Origin of the sequence: Bacillus sp. LNXM12-1 (genome assembly GCF_003004375.1) — a bacterium.
Classification (GTDB): domain Bacteria; phylum Bacillota; class Bacilli; order Bacillales; family Bacillaceae; genus Bacillus.
Map to the genome: position 1 here is coordinate 247,267 of NZ_PVWX01000003.1, position 22,162 is coordinate 269,428.

The following is a 22,162-nucleotide window of genomic DNA, read 5'->3' on the forward strand; positions in this document are numbered from 1 at the left end:
TCTCTATGGTTTTCCCTAAAATTTAGAATTTGAACACGAAAAGATGATTTCTGTGATATAGTTAGGCTAAAAAGATGTAAAATATGGCTGATATTTTTAGAAAGAAGGGATTTTGATGACTGTTCATATCATAGCAGACAGTGCTGCTGATCTGCCTCTTTCTTATTATGATGAACATAACATGACGCTCATTCCGCTGCGTGTGTTACTTGGCGAGCAGGAATTTGAAGATTTGATCACCATTGAACCAAAACAAGTATTTGATGCGATGAGACAAGGTGCCAGCCCAAAAACGTCACAAGCTTCACCAAACCGAATCAAAGAAGCCTTTGTTTCTGTCGCACAAACCCATACATCTGCAATCTATGTTGCCTTTTCATCAGAGCTTTCCGGTACATACCAAACAGCTGTGATGATGGCAAACGAAGTGAAGGAAGAATACCCTGATTTTGATTTGCGAATCATTGATTCTAAATGTGCTTCACTCGGCTATGGGCTTGCTGTCAAACACGCTCAATCACTTGCCATTGACGGAAATACAATACAAGAAATTGAAACGTCTGTAAAGCATTTTTGCGAATCTTTACAACATATTTTTACTGTAGACGATTTATCGTATTTAGCAAGAGGCGGAAGAATCAGTAAAGCGTCCGCATTTGTTGGCGGTTTATTAAGCATTAAGCCCATTTTACACGTCGAGGATGGAAAGCTCATACCACTTGAGAAAATCCGCGGACGTAAAAAGCTGTTGAAACGCATTATTGAACTGATGAAAGAACGTGGAACGGATTGGCCAAATCAAACTGTGGGCATTAGTCATGGTGATGATCCTGCACTTGCAGAAGACATGAGACAATTGATTGAAGCCGAATTTCATCCAAAAGAAATTGATATTCAGATTGTCGGCGCGGCTGTTGGGTCCCATTCAGGCCCAGGCACGCTTGCCATCTTCTTTACAGGCAAACCCTCATAAAAAGCACCCTTCCCTGACACATCACGGGAAGGGTGCTTTTCTTATGACTTATGAAAGTTTAAACCGATGGACGGTTTCATTTAACCTTGCCGTCATACTCATCAGTTCTTCTACCTGTTTGTTCATTTGATGGAATGATTGCAGCTGTTCATTGGCAGAGGCAGAAATTTCTTCGCTGCCAGCTGCTGTTTCTTCTACAACCGCACTAATATTTTCAATCGAGTTCAGCACTTGTCCGCCAAGCTCTGTTGATTGAACAATTTGGTCATTTAAGACAGCCATTTCTTGTTTAATGTGCTGCGCTTTTGTTTCTATATCTTCAAAGGAGTGTGAGGTTTTGTCCATCGCATCCTGCTGTTGAAGTGAAAGCTTGACTCCTTCTTTGACAGTTTGACTAATGGATTGAATGCCTCTTTCAATATGACTGACCATATCAAAGATTTGTCTTGTAGCGTTAGATGATTCATCGGCAAGCTTACGAATTTCATCTGCAACAACAGCAAAGCCTTTTCCAGCTTCACCTGCTCTTGCCGCTTCAATCGCCGCATTTAGCGAAAGTAAGTTTGTCTGATCCGCAATGTCAGAAACAGTTTTGGCCATGGCCGAGATGCCGCTGGCGTATTGCGTGAATTCTCCTGCTGACTGCTCGATTTGCCTTGTGGCATGTGTATTTTTTTCAATCGCAGTTTTTGTTTCTGTTAACGTGTGCTTTCCACTTTCCACTGCTTCTATGGCATCCTCAGTACTTTGGATGACTGTTTGTGAACGTTCGGAATTTTTACGTCCATGCTGATCCATCTTTTCAATCAAACTGACGCCATGCTGGAGATCCTCTGAAATGGCTTGTGACCCATTTGCCATTTCGTCTGTCGAGACAGATACTTGATTTGCAGATTCCATCAGCTTTTTGTTTTCATCATCTAACTGGATCGAGAATGTCTCTACTTGACTTGAGACATTGCTGATTTCTTTAATCAGACTAATCAGCTGATCTGTCATTTGATTAAAGGATTCATTCAAGCCGCCGATTTCATCCTTGCGCTGAATGTCCATCCGTTCGACAGCAAGGTTGCCTTCTGCGATCTGCTTCGCTCGGTAGGATAGTGATTTGATAGGGGTCACGATGGATCTTGTTAACCCAATATTTAAAAAGACAGCAATGACAATTAGTGTGAGGGCTGCAACGAGTGCACTGGTGATGATCCATTGCACGTTATCAGATGTATTCTCTAGATTTTGTTTATACGCTTCTTCTGCTCTTTTATTCATTGTATGGACGTCGTTTAAAACACCATCAATTCTTGCAGCGACCCGTCTTGCATCTGATGCATTTTTTTCACCAATGGCACCATTCGCTTCCTTGGTCCACGTATCATATTTTGTATTTAACCTTGTTAGTGCATCTTTGTTGATATTACCTGCATGTTTGTTTAACGTTTGCAGCTGTTTTTTTGCTGTAGAAATATCGGTTTGAACTACTTCTAGCTGTTCATCAGAAAGTGTCATGGAGTAATTGGTCATGGCTTGTTCAACACTTTCAAAGCTTGCTTTTGTTTTTTGAACGTTTAATAAGGTTTGAACTTCTGTTTCATTTGATGATTGGATCTTTGTCATACTGACAATGATAAAGGCAATGACGCCAACTGCTAAAAGAAGTGAGACGAGTGAGTTGAGTAAAATTTTGATGCGTAAGCTCATGATGCGTCCCCCTCTTCTTTCAGAAGTTTCTGCTTCAGCTCATTTACTTTTTTGGTCAATGTCTCAGCGTTCTTCAGCACCCGAATTCTTGCCATATCGATTCCGTCATTGCTTAAGTCGTAGACAACATGCCCACTTTTGATCTGATTGTTCTTGACGAGCTGTTCGCTGAATTGATAGACCACTTCATCGACTTTTTTTACCATGGACGAAATTACCGCTTTTTCAGCGGTGTAGTACTGATCACTATCTACACCAATGGCATATTTGCCCTGCGCTTGCGCTTCTTTTAATACACCGACACCTGTATAGCCAGCTGCGGCATATAAAACGTCAGCTTTCTTTTTGATCATGCCTTTAGCTATTTTACTGCCTTTGCCCGCATCACTAAACGTATTAGCATAGGTGGATAAGATCTTGATGTTCGGATTCACTGATTTGGCGCCTTTTTGAAACCCTTTTTCAAAACGATGGATCAAATCCGCATCGACACCGCCAACAAATCCAATGACATCACTTTTCGTTGTCATGGCAGCAAGTGCGCCCGCTAAATAGCTGCCTTGCTCTTCTTTAAACGTCACGGAGGTCACATTTTTCAGCTCAGATACGGCATCGATGAGAAGGAACTGCTTCTTCGGATATTTCTTTGCGACTTTTTCTAAATCTTCTTGCATACTGAAGCCTACTCCGATGACGAGGTCATTGCCATCTTTTACGAGCTCGGTCAGTCCTTTTTCATATGTATCGGTTTCTGCAATTTCTCTATAATCAAATTCAACCCCTAGGTCATCACGTGCTTTTTCTAATCCTTTAAATGATGAATCATTAAATGATTGATCACCAAGACCATCATCTGTGAGCATAACGCCAATATGCTTCGCATTTGATGCCGGTGGTTTCCCTTGCTGATTGCTGCATGCGGCGAGCACCATAAGCAGGGCTGCCACCAGAAGCAATGAAATTTTCACTTTCATCCACACACACACTCCTTTTATCATCCTTACTCCTTTCTTATCGGATTTGAGAGGCGTTGTTTCAATGATTAAGTGAAGGTTTTTCAGCTTTTTTTCATGACTTTTTTCACTGAAAAAACCCATTATTTATAACAAATATAAAAAAAGGGATAAAATCATGATGATTTTATCCCTTTTTCTTCTTTTCAGTGAGATATGAAAACCCTTGAAGTCAGGGTTTGTTTTCACGCTGCTCATTTTTTCTCGTATGTCCAGCCCTCTTTTTGGTAGATTAAGTCATTTTTCATCATATGACCTAATGCTCGTTTAAAGGCTGCCTTGCTCATTTGGAATCGTTCGCGGATGTCTTCTGGATCACTTTTGTCCCCATAAGGCATGGCACCATTTCTCGTTCTCATATAGGTTAAGATTTCTTCTGCATCGACAGATAACGCTTCCTGTTTTCTAGGAAGCAGAGAAACGTTCACGGTTCCATCCTCTTTCACGGCAATGACGCGTCCTGTCACGGTCGATCCTAATCTTGGTTCTTCCTTTCGTTCCGTACGGTGGATAAACCCACGCACGCCTGTATCTGTCAGCATAAAAGAGCCTGTCGCAATTAAGCGATAAATGGTACCAGTGATTTCTTTGTTCATTAAGGTTTCAGGTGCCTCAGTAAACAATTCACTGATCACATCTTCAGTCGCTGGCTTTGCGAACATTCTGCCGTAGCTTGTGACTTTCAGCATACAGTAGAGTTTGTCTCCTTTTTTTGGCCATGCTTCCTCAAAAGGCGGGAGGTGTTCTGTTGCAACAAGTGCATCCTTTGACAGCCCGACATCGACAAATGCGCCCATGTCTTCTACCACGTCTACGACTTCTACCCAGCCATATGTATGCGCATTGATTGTAGGTATTTTCATCGTGGCAGCCAGTCTTTCTTCATGATCTACATATAAGTAGACCTCTACTTCATCTCGGTCACCAATATCCTCTGTCATCTCACTGCGGTGCAAGAGGACCGAATCTTCACCATCTGTCAAAAAGTAGCCGTATTCCATCTCGTTCTCTATTTGCAAGGTCAGTTGCTCACCTGGTCTCATGTTCTCTTCCTTCCTATCTGCCCATAAAAGAGCGTTCGTTCATCTTTTGATTCACTTTATTCTACTATACTTCTCCTCACATGAACATCTCTAGTTCTGTTAGCTAAAGTGGACAAACTGGACACGATTTATACCGCTGCCGGCTGAACTCTTTGACTCGTCTCTTCGATAAAGTTTCTTCTTCTCCTATTTGCATGATAAAATAGACGCAATATCTATACATGGAGGTCATGTGTTATGGCAAAAGAAAGCTCATTTGACATTGTATCGAAGGTTGAACTGCCAGAGGTGCAAAACGCTGTTCAAGCAGCGCTGAAAGAAATTAAAAACCGTTATGATTTTAAAGGAAGTAAAAGTGATATTTCTCTTGAAAAAGAAGAGCTTGTTCTCATCTCTGATGATGACTTTAAGCTGGAGCAGCTAAAAGATGTGCTTGTGACAAAGCTGATCAAACGAGATGTTCCTACCAAAAACATCGACTACGGAAAAACCGAGCATGCCCTTGGCGGAACAGTACGCCAGCGCGCGAAGCTGATCAGCGGGATTGATCAAGACAACGCCAAAAAGATCAATGCACTCATTAAGCAATCCGGCATCAAAGTGAAGTCACAGTTTCAAGATGACCAAGTGCGTGTAACAGGGAAAAATAAAGATGATTTACAAGAGGTTATTTCACTTATGCGCAAGGCAGATTTACCGATTGACGTTCAATTTATAAATTTTCGATAAATTTCAAATTTTCCATTGATTATTTTCGATTTTTTCGATACAGTTGATGGAAGTTCAATTCATTGACATGTTCATATCACTTTCTTATCAAGAGAGGCAGAGGGACTGGCCCTGTGAAGCCTCAGCAACCGGTGTAGTAGAAATATATTTTCTATGACCAAGGTGCTAAATCCAGCAAGCAACTGCTTGGAAGATAAGGAGAAGAATTACGATACAGCCAAAAAGTCTTCTTCTTATCAGAAGGCTTTTTTTGTTACATAGAAATAAGGAGGAAACCAATGGGCCTATTACAAGACTTACAAAACCGCGTACTGATTGCTGACGGTGCAATGGGAACACTTTTATACTCTTACGGCATTGACCGCTGCTTTGAAGAATTAAATTTATCGAAAGAAGAGGAAGTAAAGCGCGTGCATGAGGCATATGTGCAGGCTGGTGCTGACATCATCCAAACAAATACGTACGGTGCGAATTATATTAAACTATCCCGCTACGGCTTAGAGGAAGAAACGAAGCGCATCAATACAAAGGCCGTACAAATCGCAAAAACAGCCGCAGGCTCCGCTTATGTACTCGGAACGATCGGCGGCATTCGAACATTTAACAAAAATGCCTACTCTATTGAAGAAATTAAACGAAGCTTTAGAGAGCAGTTGTACATTCTATTAAATGAACAGCCTGACGGATTATTGCTAGAAACGTACTATGACATGGAAGAAGCGAAGGCCGTTCTCCAAATTGCACGCAAAGAAACGACTCTCCCGATTGTCATGAACGTCTCCATGCATGAACAAGGTGTTTTGCAGGATGGAACCCCGCTCAAGGATGGTTTATCTGAATTGTCCTCTCTTGGCGCAGATGTCGTCGGCATCAACTGCAGGCTAGGCCCTTATCATATGATTCAGGCACTCGAAGGCGTACCGATTTTAGAAAATTCCCATTTGTCAGTCTATCCTAACAGCAGTCTTCCCTCTCTTGAAGAAGGCAGACTCGTCTATGATACAGATAACGATTATTTTCGAAAAAGTGCACTTGAGTTTAGAAATCAAGGCGCACGTATTATCGGCGGCTGCTGCGGAACAACACCTCAGCATATTCACGCAATGGCTGAAGCGGTCAAGGATTTAGCGCCGATCACTGAAAAAGAAGTGAAAGTATTAAAAGAAGAAATCATTTCGATTCAAGATCAGCGGACTGAACCAGGTCTTGATGAGCTGGCTGCGGAAAAACGGACGATTATTGTAGAACTTGATCCGCCGAAGAAGCTGAACTTCGAAAAATTTCTCGTCGCTGCAAATGAGTTAAAGAATGCAGGCATTGATGCCTTGACATTAGCTGATAATTCTCTTGCGACCCCGCGCATTAGCAATGTGGCTTGCGGCGCATTATTGAAACAGCAGCTTGATATGCGTTCACTTGTCCATATTACGTGCCGTGATCGTAATTTGATTGGGCTTCAATCCCATTTGATGGGTCTCGACACCCTTGGTTTAACTGATATTTTAGCCATTACAGGCGATCCTTCTAAGATTGGAGATTTCCCAGGTGCAACGTCGGTTTATGATTTAACCTCCTTTGATTTGATCCGGCTGATCAAGCAGTTTAACGAAGGTCTTTCTTTCTCAGGGAAGCCGCTTGGTAAAAAGACCAATTTTTCAGTAGCTGGCGCGTTTAACCCGAATGTTCGTCACATTGATAAAGCGGTCAAACGTCTTGAGAAAAAAATCGAATACGGCGCTGATTATTTTATTTCACAGCCTGTTTATTCTGAGGAACAGCTTGTGAAAATTCATGAGGAGAGCCGTCATTTGGATAAACCGATTTATATTGGCATTATGCCGTTAACAAGCAGCCGAAATGCAGAGTTTATTCATCATGAAATTCCAGGCATCAAATTATCTGATTCCATTCGTGACATTATGGCCAAGGCTGGCGAGGATAAGGAAAAGCAGCGAGCAGAAGGCTTAGCGATTGCCCGCTCTTTATTAGATACAGCCTGTGAATTGTTTAATGGCATTTATTTAATTACCCCTTTCCTTCGATCAGATTTAACAGCAGAACTGACCACCTACATTCATCAGAAAGAAAAGGAGTCAAACATCCATGTCAACTATCACTGAACAGCTAAAGAAACGCATCCTCGTCCTTGATGGTGCAATGGGGACCATGATTCAAAATGCCAATCTCACAGCAGAAGACTTTGGCGGAGAAGAGTATGAGGGCTGTAACGAGTATTTGAATGTAACAGCCCCTCACATCATCCGCGCGATTCATAGGGAATACCTTGAAGCAAGTGCCGATCTCATTGAAACAAATACATTCGGGGCTACAAAGCTCGTCCTTGATGAATACGGGCTTGGCCACCTTGCCTATGAACTCAATGTACGGGCAGCCCAGCTGGCAAAGGACGAAGCTGACCGTTACTCCACGCCGGAGCAGCCTCGATTTGTTGTAGGCGCAATGGGACCCACAACAAAAACATTATCTGTGACAGGCGGCACAACCTTCGGTGAGCTCGTTGCCAACTATGAGGAGCAGGCCCGCGCCCTGATTGATGGCAAATGTGATGCGCTTCTTTTAGAAACAAGCCAAGACATGCTGAATGTAAAAGCTGGATTCAAAGGCATTCAGGAAGCCTTTCAGCAGGCAGGCATTCAATTACCACTCATGGTATCAGGTACAATTGAACCAATGGGAACCACCCTTGCTGGTCAGGATATTGAAGCCTTTTATATCTCTCTTGAACATATGAAACCAATTAGTGTCGGCCTTAACTGTGCGACTGGTCCTGAATTTATGACAGACCATATCCGCACGCTCTCCTCCATCGCCAAGTCAGCGGTTAGCTGCTATCCAAATGCTGGTCTTCCAGATGAAGAAGGTCAATATCACGAATCCCCTGTTTCTCTTGCTAAAAAAATCGCCGCTTTTGCGAAGGAAGGCTGGTTAAATATTGTTGGCGGCTGCTGCGGAACAACACCTGCACATATTCAAGCTTTGTCAGATGAAGTACGCACGATTCAGCCGCGTCACATCGCGCATGAATCGTCTCAGCATACCGTATCAGGAATTGAGCCCCTTATGTATGAGGAATCAATGCGTCCTCTTTTTGTAGGAGAACGGACCAATGTTATTGGTTCACGCAAGTTCAAACGACTCGTTGCGGAACAAAAATTTGAAGAAGCGTCAGAAATTGCTCGCGCACAGGTAAAAAACGGCGCTCACGTGATTGATGTGTGTCTCGCTGATCCAGACCGTGACGAGGCAGCTGACATGGAAGGTTTTTTACAAGAGGCCATGAAAAAAGTCAAAGCCCCTTTTGTCATTGATTCAACAGATAAACACGTGATTGAAAAGGCGCTCACGTATTCCCAAGGGAAAGCCATCATCAATTCCATTAACCTTGAGGATGGCGAAGAACGGTTTGAAGAAATTCTCCCTCTTGTGAAGCTGTACGGCGGTGCACTTGTTGTCGGCACGATCGATGAAACAGGGATGGCCGTAACAGCAGAACGAAAGCTCGAGATTGCCGTACGTTCTCATGATCTATTAACGAAGAAATATGGAATTCCCGCAAGTGACATCATTTTTGATCCACTTGTCTTTCCAGTAGGCACTGGAGATGAGCAGTATATTGGGGCTGCCGAAGAAACGATCAAAGGCATCAAAATGATCAAGGAAAATCTGCCTGAGTGCCTGACGATTTTAGGCATCAGCAACGTGTCTTTCGGACTCCCGCCTCTTGGCAGAGAAATCTTGAATGCCGTCTACTTGTATCACTGCGTCCAAGCAGGACTTGACTACGCCATTGTGAATACGGAAAAGCTTGAACGCTTCGCTTCCATTCCAAAGGAAGAAATCAAGCTGGCTGAAACGCTGCTCTATGAAACAAATGATCAAACACTTGCTGAATTCACCCAATTTTACCGAGGCAAAAAGAAAACGGAGAAAAAACCAAAGGTCTCCTTATCACTTGATGAAAGGCTGGCACTCTACGTCGTCGAAGGAACAAAAGAAGGACTTATCGATGATTTATCCCTTGCTCTAGAGCAATTTGAATCACCACTTCATATCATCAATGGTCCGTTAATGCAGGGAATGGCTGAGGTTGGACGTCTTTTTAATCAAAACGAGCTGATTGTGGCGGAAGTGCTTCAATCGGCAGAGGTGATGAAGGCATCTGTATCGTATCTCGAGCAATATATGGAAAAGCAGCATGCAAGCGGGAAAGGTAAGATTCTACTTGCAACTGTAAAAGGAGATGTCCATGATATCGGGAAAAACCTTGTCGACATCATTTTGAGCAATAATGGCTTTCAAGTGGTCGATCTCGGCATCAAGGTGACACCTCAAACATTGATCGAAGCTGTGCAAAAGGAAAAACCAGATATGATTGGATTATCAGGATTGCTTGTGAAATCAGCTCAGCAAATGGTACTCACCGCTCAGGATTTACAAAAAGCGAATATTTCCGTTCCCATTTTGGTCGGCGGCGCTGCACTTTCTCGGAAATTTACGAAAATGAAGATTTCGCCTCATTATGACGGACCGGTTCTTTATGCAAAAGATGCCATGGACGGCTTATCTTTAGCCAATGAGTTAAAAGCGAATCCTCTTCAGTTTCAAACAAAGTCCGGAGAAGAGCCAGCGGCTCCTTTTAAAGAGAAAGAAGCAAAGCAGCCACAAGCTGTCATTGAATTACTAGAAAAACGTGCGGCACTCCCGCAGGCATCTATTTTTACGCCAGAGACTACGGCACGTCATTATGTGCGGGACATCGATTTGCATCACATTATGCCTTATGTGAATGAACAAATGCTCATTGGTCACCACCTCGGATTAAAAGGAAAGGTCAAAACATTGTTAGCTAACCAGCATCCAAAAGCATTGGAATTAAAGCAGCTTGTCACAGACCTTCTAAACGAAGGCAGAGAGAAAAACTGGTTTGCGCCTGCATTTGTATATCAATTTTACCCTGCCAGTTCAAACGGAAATGATCTGCGTATTTATGATCCCGAAGCGCCTGACCGCATCCTTGAAACGTTCCAATTCCCAAGACAGGAGAAGCTTCCGTACCGCTCTATTTCTGATTATGTGCGGAAAAGCGGCGAAAACGAGAAAGATTATATTGCCTTATTTGCCGTCACAGCTGGTGCGCGTATACGTGAAGTTGCGCAGCAATTTAAGCAAGAAGGAGATTATTTAAAAATGCATGCGGTCCAAGCTCTGGCGCTTGAGCTTGCAGAAGGATTAGCCGAAAGAACCCACCAAGTGATTCGTGACAAATGGGGCTTCCCTGACCCAGTCGATTTCACAATGGAAAAACGATTTCAGGCAAAATATCAAGGGCAGCGCTATTCCTTTGGTTATCCCGCTTGTCCAAATCTTGAAGACCAAGAAAAGCTGTTCAAGCTGCTTCAGCCTGAAAAAATTGGCATCCATCTGACAGAAGGGTTCATGATGGAACCTGAAGCATCTGTTTCAGCAATCGTCGTTTCTCATCCTGAAGCTCGATATTTTAATGTTCATTAATGCAGGGCCTCCGGAATTGGAGGTTCTTTTTTGATTGTAAACACCAATTTTTACACTATGCTTCTTATGGTACGATACATATAAATGAATTCAGCTAAGAAGGAGTTGCGTGTCATGACAAACGTTGTTCAACGAGCATTAACAATTGATGACATACCAGATCTCATCGCATTGTCTAAAGAGGTAGAATGGCCTGATTACAATGCGGAAGAACTCACATCTCTTTTAACAAATGGATATTTCACAGGTTTTTCAACAACGGACGGACAAGTCATCTCATGTGCGGGACTTTTCCAATATGATCAATTGGCGTCAATTGGGGCAGTCATTGTATCTGAGACACATCGCGGATTAGGTCTTGCACGGAAAATGATTGACACCCTGATAGGTCAAAGTGATCAGAGCATTCCTGTCGTTTTAACCGCTACTGTCCAAGGGCGGCCTGTTTACGAAAAAATCGGGTTTCACACGGCTGGTTACATTCATACTTACAAAGCGCAAAAACCGAACCCAGAGGCTCTTCGTGTGTCAGATGACATTCACCTGTCTCCTGCCGATGAAACGCACCTTCCGTCCATTGAAGCACTTGATGAAAAAGGCGCAGGTACAAATCGATCAAGCTTTTTAAAAAACCGGATGAACCGGGCAGCACGGCGTATCATTGCAAAGAATGAACATCACGAAACAACTGGCTTTGCATTTGGCGTTGAAACGCCTGCCAATTTAATGATTGGACCGCTTGCAGCAATTGATGAACTTACAGCTCTTTCGCTCATCCATTCGCTCATCTCGTCTTATTCGGGTGCGATTCGTTTAGATATGCAGGAGGAAACAGCTGAGCGCCTGCACGCAACACTTGTTGAAGCAGGTTTTACGAAAACAAACAAAGCGCATTTTATGATGATTCGCGGAAAAGAAAAGCAGAACGATCCCGCACTTCTTTATTTCCTTGCCTCTCAAGCATTTTCGTAAAAAATAAAAGCTGTAGACAGTTGATGTCTACAGCTTTTCTATTACTTCTCACAGGCGGACGAAAGAACATGAGCGAGTGCATTTTTGACCTTCCCATGCTCTGACGCATGCGGGCGGTCATCTCCATCTCCGTACCCATAATCAATCATTCGATTACGATTTAAGCACAGCTTTGTCAGCTTCGGCTGGAATAGATCAAATAGTTCAAAACGGTCCTTCAGCTGCGGGAATTGTTTTTGATAATGCTGAATTTCTTCTGCAAGCAAGCGCCAAAGAGTCGTTTCATCTAACAATTGATGATTGTCTAACACATTTGATACGTAACGCAGGTTACAAATAAACAGTCCTGTAAAGATAAACTGCACTAACCCTTCCGGCGGCTCACTCCGCAGCACTTCTTTTAAATCTTCTCCTAGTGAAGCTAATTCAGGCAGCGGCTGATCACTAATATTCACATCATCAACGAAATCTTTGATCGCCAAACGATGCGGCTGATGATCTTTTAACACAAGAATCGTATTTTGTCCGTGCGGTGAAAAGACGGTGCCGTATTGATACATAAAGTGCAGCAGCGGCGGCATCACCACATGGAAAAATTTCGCCATCCATTCCTTTGCTGAGAGACCAGATTTTTCAATCAGCTGTTTCACATATGGCTCACCTTCATGATCCTCATAAGTGAGTGCTGCAAGTGTAACAGGGCTCTCTCCTTCATCTAAATACGTATAAATGCTTTCTCTAAAAATCACACCGAGCATCTCAAGATATTGATACGGCGCACCAGGCAGTTTGCTGTAGTAAGGATGATCGACATTGATACTTGCGTTCTCACCAGGTAAAATCACACGGCAGACATCCGATAAAAATGAGTCTTGATCCGCAATCCCTTTAATATGCGCTGTAATACGAGGGGCAATGACTGTCCGTTCTGACGGAAGTCCCCGGTACACGAGTGTATTTAAAATACTCATTGGCAGTTTAATATGATGCTTGCCTTTATTTGAGATGTTTGTAAAGGTTCTGATGGACTGCTGCGGGATATATTGATCCAGTCCCTCTCCTACATACACAATCCGGCGCAAGGCCAAATCTTCCGGGAAATGCTGAATAATCATATGCGTCCACTGCCACTTATGAACAGGCATCAAATAATAATCAGCTGCATTCAATCCTTCATCCTTTAACACGCGGTGAAATTGACGGATCGTGACTTCATCTAATTCTTTGGCGATCACCTGCTCATAATTTTCATGATCGACCGCATGGAATGTCGCAAGGTCCCGGTGAACAGCAATCCAAGACAGCTGCACACTTTCTTGCCTTTCAGGTGCATAGGCTAGGTAGTCATCGTAACTGAACCCAATTCGTCCTTTGTTATACACAATCCAAGGATGGCCTGTCATCTCTCCTTCAATCCAAGCGTAATCTGTATCTGTCAGTTCATCCGCACGAAGTGCTTTTTTCGACAGCAAATGTACATCAGCTAACAGGGTATGATGAAGCTCTTTGATAAGATGGCCTGTTGTATCAGAAGACATTGGAATGAGCGGCTGAATGTCTAGTAAAAACACAATCGCACTGACATCCTTTGACCATTTTCCGTCTTGACAGCACTCGATTGATTCAGCGATTGTATCAAAACTATCAAACAAACGAGGTTTTGCGAGATAGCGATATTTCTTATGTTCATGAATGATTAATTCATACTGAGCGATGCCATCCTTGCGATCTAGCTGCACGGGATGAAGCATGTCCTCATACATGTATTCAGACAGCATTTTTGCCACCATTCGCTGATTTGCCTTTTTCCAAGCAGCAGGATTCGCCGCTTTTTTCAATTCATCTTGTACACTCATCGCTTCATCCTCCTTAACCTTTGATTTCTTCAAATGTGTTGACGTTCTTGTGTGTACCAAATGTCTGGAAGACGTGCTTTTGATAAAGTGGATACACGGTTTGACGAGCAAGTTCATTGATAATTACACTGTTTCGGTAAGCACCAAGCCCTAAATCCGGAGCGCCAACCCCATGTGTATGAAGCTCAGCATTTTGCACAAAAATATCATTTTCACCCATTGTATTTGTTTTTAAACGATATTCACGTTCGACCTGGAATCGTCCTTGATCGTCCCATTGAATATGATGAGAAATTGGGTTGATAAACGGCGGCAGTACCGATTGATAGCCAGTCGCCAGCACAACAATATCGGTCTCATGGGTAAAGGTGTCCTCTTTGACCCATTGCATGCATGAAAGGGACAAGCCGTCCGCTGTTTCCTCAATCAAGTTGACCTCTGTCATTGCTTGAAGCACTGTGTTCAACTGCTCTCCGCAGGCAGAACGTTCATAAAGCAAATGGTAAATATCACGGATCATTGCAGAGCTGATGCCTTTATACAGCAAGTCTTGCTGCTTTAACAAAGCATCCTTTTTTGTTTGGGGAAGCTCATAAAAGAAATCAATATAATCTGGAGAGAAATATTCAAGACCAAGGTTTGAATATTCCATTGGGAAAAATCCTTTAGAGCGTGTGAACCAGTGAATATCCTTTGCCTCATCATCTGATAAAATATCATAAAACACTTCTGCCGCACTTTGGCCAGAGCCGATAACTGTCACAGATTTCCCTTTAAAACAGCCTTCTTTCTTTCGTTTTAAATAGTCAGCAGAGTGAAAAACTTTCTCTCCTAAAGCTGGCTGGAGCGATGCTGGTATCGCCGGCTGTGTACCAATTCCTAAGACGAGATGCTTACTTTCAAATACCTCTACGGTTTGATCATTCACATGACGGACATGCACTTCATATCGCTTTTCTCCTGCTTTCTCAATCAATGAGACAGATTCGACGTTCATGCCAAATCGGCAAGAGTCTAACTGATCTGCGACCCAGCGGCAATAATGACTATATTCCTTGCGCGGGATATGAAAATCCTCTAGAAAGTAAAATGAATACAAACGGTTTTGCTCCTGCAAATAGTTAAGAAAGCTATATTTGTTTTTCACATCTGCCATGCTGACAAGGTCCGCTAAAAAGGGGACTTGCAGTGTCGTCCCTTCAATGAGCATACCTGGGTGCCAATGAAAGGCTTCACTTCTTTCAAAAAACAAAGCGTCGATTTCATTTACCTCTTCAGATAATGCGGCCAGTCCCAGGTTAAACGGACCAATGCCGATTCCAATTACATCCACTACATTATTTTGCTTGTTGAACCGCGTCATGGTTATACTTCCTTTCGAATCGTTCTCGATCACAAAACATCAAAAGACCTGTTTTATCGGGTAAATTGACTGGTTTTACACGTTCAAATCCGCATTTTTCAAATACATGGATCATTTTTTCATTGCGAATATCCGGCTCAGCGACGATTTTTTCTGTTCGTTTGTTCTGCTCAAATTGAAAGGCTGTCATTGCCTGAAGCAGCGGGGCCGCAAATCCTTTTCCCACATAATCCGGCTCCCCTATTAATAGATGGATTCCTTGATCATGCGGAGAAGGCTGATAGTAGGATTCAATGACGTCACCTTTGACGTTGTATGCCTCAAAATAACTCATTGGCGTCCCATCAATTGTTCCTAAATAAAGAGTTTGATGCGGATCATGAATCGCCTGATAAAAATGCTTTTCAAAAGCAGGAAACGGAATATTCAAATGCCAAAATGGGTGAACATACTCTTCTTGCATCCACTTGTGGACAAGCCGGACATCCCTTTCATATTCAGCGCGAATAAACCTAATACGATGCCTCATCCAATCAGCGCCTCCTTATGTAAAAAGAGCGGATTCAAGACAGCTGTGTAACGAGACTGTGTTTCCAGAGATCCTGTCAGCTCATCCATATCTTCAAACCGTGTCAGCAAATTCGCTTTTGAAGGCAGTTCCTTTGAGCGGAGAAGGCTGTTTGTCAGTTCAGATGCCCCGTATGTTTCCTCATGAGCGAGCAATGTGTCTCTCACGAGTGCCAGCAAGTCTTCTTCCTTTGCCAGTCCTTCTGTGCCAAAGCCGTTAATGAGACCAAATAAATGATTAAAGAAGAAATAATAACGCAGTCTCTCAACGGCTACATCATCTGCACAAATGGTTTCACTTCTCACGCTCAAGTTTTGGACAAGGTTTGCGAGTTTATCCTTTTTCGATTCACTATAATAGTAGCCTTGGTTGTCACGATAATAGAAGGTGTCCGGGTAACCAGCCTTCATTTGCACAACAGCATTTTGCTGATGGGCTTCCAGTGCAAGACCATATGTTTCAAACAGCCAGAGCATCGGTTCTAACGAAATGGTTAAATATTGCTTAAACCAATCTTGGCTCACAGCATCTGTTGATCGGCCTTCTGCGTCTGCAAGGTCATGAATGATCCCTGCTAATCGCGATTTTCCACCATACGCATGATCCTGACATAATCCAGCAATTAAGCTTGCCCCTTTTTCACGATGCAAAAATGGGTTTTGACGAATGACTACTTCAAAGCCAGATTCCGCCTCTTCTCCTTGAATGGATAAATAGGCAGGATCTTCAATGACCCGGAATCCAGAGAATTTATCGTATAAAGAAATGCCTAATTCTGTTTTTAAAATGCGAGACATCTCAACTCCGCGATCCAGTTCCTTTTGTTTATTGACACGTAAGGAGTTTGTAATTTTCACAGGAACAGAGAATTTGAGCATGTAAGCAGAATCTTTTTGATAGACAGTTCTAAAGGATGAAGTCGCTGTGTATTCAGACCCCAGCGGTCCTAAATAAGTCAGTTTCCCTTCCTCTATATAACGCTGGACGAACGCTTTCTCCATGACCACTTTGACTTGCAGCGGGTGAATCGGAATGAGCACATATTCTCCGTTTTCTGTTAACGTATTCAGTCTCTCTGTTTCTTCTGGTACCTGGCGCAAGAGCTCTTCTAACATGAGGCTTGCCGCAGACTGTGCAATAGACGAATCCTGAAGCACAATCGAATGGTGCGCTTTAAAGTAATGAAGCTGGAAAGCCCCTTTCAGCTCAGGAGAATAGACCGCCTCTTCCTCCTCCGTCATCCCTTGTCTGCTTTTTGGAGTGGGATGCGTTAAATGTCCAAGAAGAAGTGACTGCTCAGCCTCGATATACTCAAAATCGGCTTCAGAAAGAGCTGCTCGATCACTTTCTCGCTCCTTTAAGAATCGTTCAATATTTCGGCAGCTTAAAATGATGCGAAGCATGAATTCATCCTCTGCATCTGTGCGGCCATATTCAATGAGAAGCTCCTTTGAACATAGAGCAACAAGTGTCGTGTAATCGGCGATTGCGCCCTCTTGTTCACTGCCTTGCGGACGGAAGCGAATCGGAAAATCAAAGAGATGGCGGCCAACAGATGAAACATATCGGATCGGAATCACAAGCTCTAGATCTTGCTTTGCTAGTTTTGCGATGAATACAAGCGAGCCATCTGCTCTCGTCTCTTTTTTTGCAGATCGATCGATTCCTGTTTCGCGTAAAAAACAGTTTAAAAAGCTTTGCATAGTTGCATTTTCAGCCATTTGTTTATATTGACTCAACGTAGTACCCTCCCGGATTGAATATGAGCGATCCCGATATCAACGATGTCAGAAAGGATTTCCTCAATATGTGTGATTGTCGTTCTCGGATTTAACAAAGTGAATTTTAAGCATGTTCGGCCATCAACCACTGTTTTCGCAATGACAGCAGTTCCCGTTTTGAACAATGTCCGATGAATGATTTTATTGATGTCATCTGTTCGGTGCTCATCCTTAAATCGGAACACAATCGCATTGATTTCCGGCTCAGGATTGATTACTTCAAGGTGATCATTTCTCTCAATAAGCGCGGCCACATCCTTCGCAAAATGAATGGTATGGTCAATGATGTCACCAAATCCTTCTTCTCCAATTAGACGAAGAGAGAGAAGTAACTTCAGAGCATCAAACCGGCGCGTCGTTTGGATAGATTTATTGACGAGATGTAGAATACCATCTAGTTCATCTTCCTTTGGATTAAGATAATCTGCATGATAATCGATCAAACCAAAATGTCTTTTATCCTTCAGCAAAAATGCCCCGCAAGAAATCGGCTGATAAAATTGCTTATGAAAGTCGATCGTGATTGAATCAGCAAGCTCCATACCGGCTAATTTACTTCGGTAGGTTTCGCTTAATACAAGTGCTCCGCCGTAGGCAGCATCTGCGTGAATCCACAGACCGTCTGGTTTGACGATGTCATACACATCTCGAACCGGGTCAATACTTCCAAAATCAGTTGTCCCGCAAGTCGCTACTACCGCAAAAGGAAGCAGGTTCTGATCCTTTAATTCAACCATCTTCTTTTTCAAATCATTGAGGTCCATTCGGTGATGCTCATCCGTCTCGACCAGTACAACAGCCTGCTCCCCTAAACCGAGCTGGGATGCAGATTTTTTCACCGTAAAATGAGCATTTTTAGAGCAAAGAATTCTCATGCGGTGAGCTTCACTTGGTAAGCCTTTCTGCTGAACATTCCACTGCCATGTGTTTTCACAAAAGGCATCTCTCGCCAGAAGCAGCCCCATATAGTTAGATTGGGTTCCACCGCTTGTAAATGTCCCATCTGCTAAGCCGCCATAAGAAAACTTTGCACATAGCCACTTGAGGATTTCCTCCTCAACCAAAGAAGCAATACCGCTTTGATCAAAGGAATCCATTGATTGGTTAAAGGAACTCACCATCACCTCTGCGGCAAGTGCAGGAATGAGCGGCGGACAATGCAGATGTGCCAAGCATTTAGGATGCGATACATCAATCAAATGCGGCAAAAGATATTCTTTTATATCTTGAAAGACAGATTCAATTGATTCTCCAAACGGTTGAAATCGGAATAACGATTCGACACTAGCCGCTAATTTCCCAGGCAATATTCCGCTGTATGGTCCTGTGTCTTTTTGCCATTGCTCCAGTAAGCTGTCGATAGATGTATGAAGAGCCGCTTGGAAGGACTCTCTTCCAAGCTGGCTTTGATTCATAAATAATGAATCCACAGAAGCTTTAGTTGATTGCATCGTACACGGCCTCTTTAAAAATAGCGATGACTTTTTCAAGCTGTTCTTCTGTCATAATGAGTGGCGGCAGGAATCGAATCACACTTCCGAAACGGCCTCCTGTCTCCACAATTAAGCCTTTATCGAAGCAATTCTTTTGAATAAGACTGGCCAGCTCTGGATTCGCTGGATAGCTTCCGTCCACATCCTGTTTCTCATTTGGATTGACTACTTCAACGCCAATCATTAAACCTCTTCCTCGAACATCACCGAGAGCAGGTACTTGTTTTTGGATGTCTTTTAGATGCGCCTGCATACGATTTCCTAACTGTTCTACATGATCAAGCAGGTTGGTTTCTTTTATAAATTTAAGCGTAGCGGTTCCTGCAGCCATCGCCATTTGATTCCCTCTAAATGTCCCGATGTGTGCACCTGGATTCCATTGATCTAAATCTTGATCATAAATCACAACTGAAAGCGGCAGGCTTCCACCAATGGCTTTTGACAGCACAATGACGTCAGGTACAATTCCTGCATGTTCAAAGGCAAACATCTTACCTGTTCGGCCGATGCCTGATTGAACCTCATCAATAATGAGCGGAATCCCTTTTTCTTTTGTGATTCTTCTCATTTCCTTCATCCATTCAATAGATGCTGGAATGGAGCCTCCCTCGCCCTGCACTGCTTCAAAGATCATACCTGCTGGCGGAAGAATACCACTTTCAGGATCATTTAATACACGCTCAATATACGAACTTGAAATGCGGTGCGAATCCTTCCCACCAATTCCAAATGGGCAGCGATATTCATATGGGTAAGGCATAAAATGAACATCAGGTATTAACCCTTGCACTCTTTCTTTTGGAGATAAATTCCCACTTAATGACATCGTGGCATGTGTCGCACCGTGATACGCACCATGGAATGATAGAATGCTTCGATTCCCTGTCGCTGTTTTGACTAATTTAATTGCTGCTTCTATGGCATCACCACCAGTTGGTCCACAAAATTGAATTTTGGCTCTCTTTGCAAACTCTTCTGGCAAGTGAGAAAAAATTTCATTCACAAACTCTTCTTTAATTTCTGAGGTTATGTCCAGCGTATGCAACGGTCTTTTTTCATGAAGCATACGTTCAATAGCTTCTATAACAACTGGATGATTGTGACCAAGTGCAAGTGTTCCTGCGCCTGCCAGGCAGTCATAAAACTCTCTGCCATCCGCATCTGTCACGATCATACCCTCGGCTTTTTGCATGGCTAATGGGAACCGTCTCGGGTAAGACCTTGCATTAGATTCTCTTTGACTTTGCTGCTCTAAAAATTGCTGATTTTTAGAAACGGTTTTGATGGACATAATAAAACACTCCTCCAATTGATAAAGATTATCATTTTCATTTACTAGCCTAGAGGATGTGAGATATGAAAGTCAATTGTATTCAAAAAGATGATTCGAAAAGCATATGAATGCTATATTCTCTTTTTAGCGAGTATTTTCGTGTAATTTTTACAAACCTCTACTGCCATAAGAAGATCAAACGGATGAGACGGAATGGTGTAGAAAAAATTACAAATCATTCTTCCTGGTTCTTTTGTTCTACTCATGACGAAGCTCTTATTTTATACAGGAAACTGGATGAAAGTGATGTAGAAAAAGAAAGAAATAAACGCCTCTCTATATTGATATAAATGGTTATAATGGTATAATTTCTCTGAAACAAAAGGGAATGGAGAGGGATCTGATGATTTTAACGAAGCACGATCTTCACCACTACTTGGCACAGGATAAGAAAGCATTAGCCATTAAGCGCAAAAGACCTAAGTGGTTTGGGGATGATATATGGAAATATCAAAGGATTTTACGAAAATATGAATACTATTCTAATAGCGGCGCTACACTTCGCAAATGGTTTTATCGCTATTTACATAAAAAGAAAGGCATGCAGCTTGGCTTTGATATTCCGATTGGTGTCTTCGGCCCTGGCCTTAGAATCAATCATACGGGTCTCTTAATTGTGAACAAGCATGCAAAAATTGGGGCATTTTGTGATATTCATCAAGGGGTGAATATTGGTCAGAACCATCATGAAAAGGATGTGCCAACCATTGGGGATCATGTATGGATTGGCCCTGGTGCTAAGCTGTTTGGGGACATCTATATTGCAAATCATATTTCAATCGGAGCAAATGCTGTTGTAAACCGTTCTTTTCACGAGGAGAAGATTGTTATTGCAGGTATGCCTGCGCAAAAGGTAAAAGAAAAAAGCCCTTCTTCATGAAGGACTCACCTGATAAAAAAGAATGATACCGATCAAAACAGAGATGAGCAGCATGAGATAAAACAAGATCGTTAAAATGAGAATGGTCCAGCCAAGTCCCTTCCTCTCTGTCTTGATCAAATAAATACCGAGAACGATGGTACTAAATAGGACCCCTAAAATGGCCCACAGCCATTTGTCTTTATCATGCTTTGGCGCATCAAACCATAAATAAATGGCAACAGCAAGTGAAACGAATAACCCCGTAATTCTCACGTTCAAACTCCTCCTTATGTAAATTACATGTTCTCTATTATGCTTTTTAGCCCCCCTTCTTCTTCAGTTTATTCAAACATTCGATCCTTTTGTCCTAAAATGATTCATCATTGTTAAGTAGCATGTCGCGGGAGGCTTTTCCATTCCTCTCTCAGCATCCCATAGCGCATCGAATCATAATATTCTCCTTGATAGTAACGGACCTTTCGCAGTCTCCCCTCAAGGACAAATCCGCATTTATCTGCGCACCGCATCATCCGTTCATTTCCCGACCATGTGGTAAGACCAATTCGAGGGATATCAATGTGTGTAAATAACTCATCAGTCCATAGACTTAACGCCTTTGTCCCAACGCCACCGCTCCAAAAACGCGAGTCATAAATGAGAATGCCGCATTCAAGCCACCGTGTACGTTCATTCTCCCAATAATATGACACGGTGCCTTTGATTTCGCCGTCTATTTCAATGCCATATAGCTTTGGCGGAATGGATGTGTCCTGTAAGTATCGTTTTTTAAATGCAGCAAGCGGGATTTCGTGTTCATAAAAATATGGGGCATTCCACTTTCGATAGGACTGATCTGGTGCTTTGAATTTTAAATGCCATACCATCTCTAAATCGGCTTCGTTTAATGCTTGTATGCTCACATGCTCTTCCTTTTCACTTTTCATCT

General features: G+C 42.7%; 17 protein-coding genes and 1 riboswitch. Of the genes, 6 read left to right on the top strand and 11 right to left on the bottom strand.

What is annotated here, in order from left to right; translation table 11 throughout:
- Positions 1-115 precede the first annotated feature (115 nt).
- On the top strand, positions 116-973 hold the full coding sequence (locus C6Y07_RS13655; RefSeq protein WP_034663363.1) for a DegV family protein: 858 nt from the start codon (positions 116-118) through the stop codon (positions 971-973).
- 48 nt (positions 974-1,021) lie between these two features.
- Here C6Y07_RS13655 and C6Y07_RS13660 read toward each other — a convergent pair whose 3' ends face one another.
- The 3 genes from C6Y07_RS13660 to C6Y07_RS13670 all read right to left on the bottom strand — a co-directional run bounded on the left by C6Y07_RS13660 (position 1,022) and on the right by C6Y07_RS13670 (position 4,727).
- Positions 1,022-2,671, bottom strand: a complete 1,650-nt coding sequence (locus tag C6Y07_RS13660) for a methyl-accepting chemotaxis protein (protein ID WP_060595982.1) — start codon at positions 2,669-2,671, stop codon at positions 1,022-1,024.
- A complete protein-coding gene (locus C6Y07_RS13665) occupies positions 2,668-3,645 on the bottom strand; it encodes a BMP family lipoprotein (protein ID WP_060595981.1) in 978 nt (325 codons plus the stop codon). Before C6Y07_RS13665 ends, C6Y07_RS13660 begins: the two co-directional genes overlap by 4 nt.
- Before the next feature lie 233 nt (positions 3,646-3,878).
- Positions 3,879-4,727, bottom strand: a complete 849-nt coding sequence (locus C6Y07_RS13670) for a CvfB family protein (RefSeq protein WP_060595980.1) — start codon at positions 4,725-4,727, stop codon at positions 3,879-3,881.
- A 237-nt stretch (positions 4,728-4,964) separates the two neighbouring features.
- On the opposite strand from C6Y07_RS13670, the gene C6Y07_RS13675 reads away from it, so the two are divergent.
- The 4 genes from C6Y07_RS13675 (at position 4,965) to C6Y07_RS13690 (ending at position 11,960) form a co-directional block, all read left to right on the top strand.
- Positions 4,965-5,456 carry a YajQ family cyclic di-GMP-binding protein gene (locus tag C6Y07_RS13675; RefSeq protein WP_034663377.1) on the top strand — a complete coding sequence of 164 codons (492 nt, stop codon included), beginning with the start codon at positions 4,965-4,967 and terminating at the stop codon, positions 5,454-5,456.
- 81 nt (positions 5,457-5,537) lie between these two features.
- Positions 5,538-5,656, top strand: a riboswitch (SAM riboswitch).
- 78 nt (positions 5,657-5,734) lie between these two features.
- The gene (locus C6Y07_RS13680; RefSeq protein WP_106072479.1) at positions 5,735-7,576 is read left to right on the top strand and encodes a bifunctional homocysteine S-methyltransferase/methylenetetrahydrofolate reductase; all 1,842 of its coding nucleotides are present in this window, start codon (positions 5,735-5,737) and stop codon (positions 7,574-7,576) included.
- The gene (gene metH / locus C6Y07_RS13685; protein ID WP_106156901.1) at positions 7,560-10,988 is read left to right on the top strand and encodes a methionine synthase; all 3,429 of its coding nucleotides are present in this window, start codon (positions 7,560-7,562) and stop codon (positions 10,986-10,988) included. Before C6Y07_RS13680 ends, metH begins: the two co-directional genes overlap by 17 nt.
- A 114-nt stretch (positions 10,989-11,102) precedes the next feature.
- On the top strand, positions 11,103-11,960 hold the full coding sequence (locus C6Y07_RS13690) for a GNAT family N-acetyltransferase (RefSeq protein ID WP_106072481.1): 858 nt from the start codon (positions 11,103-11,105) through the stop codon (positions 11,958-11,960).
- A 41-nt stretch (positions 11,961-12,001) separates the two neighbouring features.
- On the opposite strand, the gene C6Y07_RS13695 is transcribed toward C6Y07_RS13690, so the two are convergent.
- From C6Y07_RS13695 to C6Y07_RS13720, 6 genes are read right to left on the bottom strand one after another with little or no spacing between them, the layout of a single operon-like run.
- Positions 12,002-13,816 carry an IucA/IucC family protein gene (locus tag C6Y07_RS13695; RefSeq protein ID WP_106061805.1) on the bottom strand — a complete coding sequence of 605 codons (1,815 nt, stop codon included), beginning with the start codon at positions 13,814-13,816 and terminating at the stop codon, positions 12,002-12,004.
- Positions 13,817-13,829: 13 nt separating this feature from the next.
- Positions 13,830-15,179 carry a lysine N(6)-hydroxylase/L-ornithine N(5)-oxygenase family protein gene (locus C6Y07_RS13700; RefSeq protein ID WP_060595974.1) on the bottom strand — a complete coding sequence of 450 codons (1,350 nt, stop codon included), beginning with the start codon at positions 15,177-15,179 and terminating at the stop codon, positions 13,830-13,832.
- Positions 15,154-15,708, bottom strand: a complete 555-nt coding sequence (locus C6Y07_RS13705; protein ID WP_060595973.1) for a GNAT family N-acetyltransferase — start codon at positions 15,706-15,708, stop codon at positions 15,154-15,156. Before C6Y07_RS13705 ends, C6Y07_RS13700 begins: the two co-directional genes overlap by 26 nt.
- Positions 15,705-17,486: an IucA/IucC family protein gene (locus C6Y07_RS13710; RefSeq protein ID WP_106031487.1), complete on the bottom strand. Its 1,782-nt coding sequence runs from the start codon at positions 17,484-17,486 to the stop codon at positions 15,705-15,707. The genes C6Y07_RS13705 and C6Y07_RS13710 overlap by 4 nt, the downstream gene beginning before the upstream one ends.
- A complete protein-coding gene (locus tag C6Y07_RS13715; RefSeq protein WP_066031056.1) occupies positions 17,483-18,979 on the bottom strand; it encodes a pyridoxal phosphate-dependent decarboxylase family protein in 1,497 nt (498 codons plus the stop codon). Before C6Y07_RS13715 ends, C6Y07_RS13710 begins: the two co-directional genes overlap by 4 nt.
- Positions 18,966-20,312 carry an aspartate aminotransferase family protein gene (locus tag C6Y07_RS13720; protein WP_106156903.1) on the bottom strand — a complete coding sequence of 449 codons (1,347 nt, stop codon included), beginning with the start codon at positions 20,310-20,312 and terminating at the stop codon, positions 18,966-18,968. Before C6Y07_RS13720 ends, C6Y07_RS13715 begins: the two co-directional genes overlap by 14 nt.
- Before the next feature lie 385 nt (positions 20,313-20,697).
- Between C6Y07_RS13720 and C6Y07_RS13725 the strand changes: the two genes are divergently transcribed.
- Positions 20,698-21,234 (top strand): serine O-acetyltransferase, encoded by a 537-nt coding sequence (locus tag C6Y07_RS13725; protein ID WP_060595970.1) that lies wholly within the window; start codon positions 20,698-20,700, stop codon positions 21,232-21,234.
- Here the strand turns inward: C6Y07_RS13725 and C6Y07_RS13730 are convergent.
- Both C6Y07_RS13730 and C6Y07_RS13735 read right to left on the bottom strand, forming a co-directional pair.
- Positions 21,229-21,489 (bottom strand): hypothetical protein, encoded by a 261-nt coding sequence (locus C6Y07_RS13730; RefSeq protein ID WP_081311424.1) that lies wholly within the window; start codon positions 21,487-21,489, stop codon positions 21,229-21,231. The two genes, C6Y07_RS13725 and C6Y07_RS13730, sit on opposite strands and share 6 nt — an antisense overlap.
- Before the next feature lie 113 nt (positions 21,490-21,602).
- Positions 21,603-22,160 (bottom strand): GNAT family N-acetyltransferase, encoded by a 558-nt coding sequence (locus C6Y07_RS13735; protein ID WP_106156905.1) that lies wholly within the window; start codon positions 22,158-22,160, stop codon positions 21,603-21,605.
- Positions 22,161-22,162 lie beyond the last annotated feature (2 nt).

Excerpts from the sequence above, each read along its gene's own strand:
- C6Y07_RS13655 (WP_034663363.1), top strand. The coding sequence starts at position 116 with ATGACTGTTCATATCATAGCAGACAGTGCTGCTGATCTGCCTCTTTCT.
- C6Y07_RS13700 (WP_060595974.1), bottom strand. The coding sequence starts at position 15,179 with ATGACGCGGTTCAACAAGCAAAATAATGTAGTGGATGTAATTGGAATC.
- C6Y07_RS13660 (WP_060595982.1), bottom strand. The coding sequence starts at position 2,671 with ATGAGCTTACGCATCAAAATTTTACTCAACTCACTCGTCTCACTTCTT.
- C6Y07_RS13680 (WP_106072479.1), top strand. The coding sequence starts at position 5,735 with ATGGGCCTATTACAAGACTTACAAAACCGCGTACTGATTGCTGACGGT.
- C6Y07_RS13720 (WP_106156903.1), bottom strand. The coding sequence starts at position 20,312 with ATGTCCATCAAAACCGTTTCTAAAAATCAGCAATTTTTAGAGCAGCAA.
- metH (WP_106156901.1), top strand. The coding sequence starts at position 7,560 with ATGTCAACTATCACTGAACAGCTAAAGAAACGCATCCTCGTCCTTGAT.
- C6Y07_RS13665 (WP_060595981.1), bottom strand. The coding sequence starts at position 3,645 with ATGAAAGTGAAAATTTCATTGCTTCTGGTGGCAGCCCTGCTTATGGTG.
- C6Y07_RS13675 (WP_034663377.1), top strand. The coding sequence starts at position 4,965 with ATGGCAAAAGAAAGCTCATTTGACATTGTATCGAAGGTTGAACTGCCA.
- C6Y07_RS13725 (WP_060595970.1), top strand. The coding sequence starts at position 20,698 with ATGATTTTAACGAAGCACGATCTTCACCACTACTTGGCACAGGATAAG.
- C6Y07_RS13715 (WP_066031056.1), bottom strand. The coding sequence starts at position 18,979 with ATGCAATCAACTAAAGCTTCTGTGGATTCATTATTTATGAATCAAAGC.
- C6Y07_RS13670 (WP_060595980.1), bottom strand. The coding sequence starts at position 4,727 with ATGAGACCAGGTGAGCAACTGACCTTGCAAATAGAGAACGAGATGGAA.
- C6Y07_RS13705 (WP_060595973.1), bottom strand. The coding sequence starts at position 15,708 with ATGAGGCATCGTATTAGGTTTATTCGCGCTGAATATGAAAGGGATGTC.
- C6Y07_RS13690 (WP_106072481.1), top strand. The coding sequence starts at position 11,103 with ATGACAAACGTTGTTCAACGAGCATTAACAATTGATGACATACCAGAT.
- C6Y07_RS13735 (WP_106156905.1), bottom strand. The coding sequence starts at position 22,160 with ATGAAAAGTGAAAAGGAAGAGCATGTGAGCATACAAGCATTAAACGAA.
- C6Y07_RS13695 (WP_106061805.1), bottom strand. The coding sequence starts at position 13,816 with ATGAGTGTACAAGATGAATTGAAAAAAGCGGCGAATCCTGCTGCTTGG.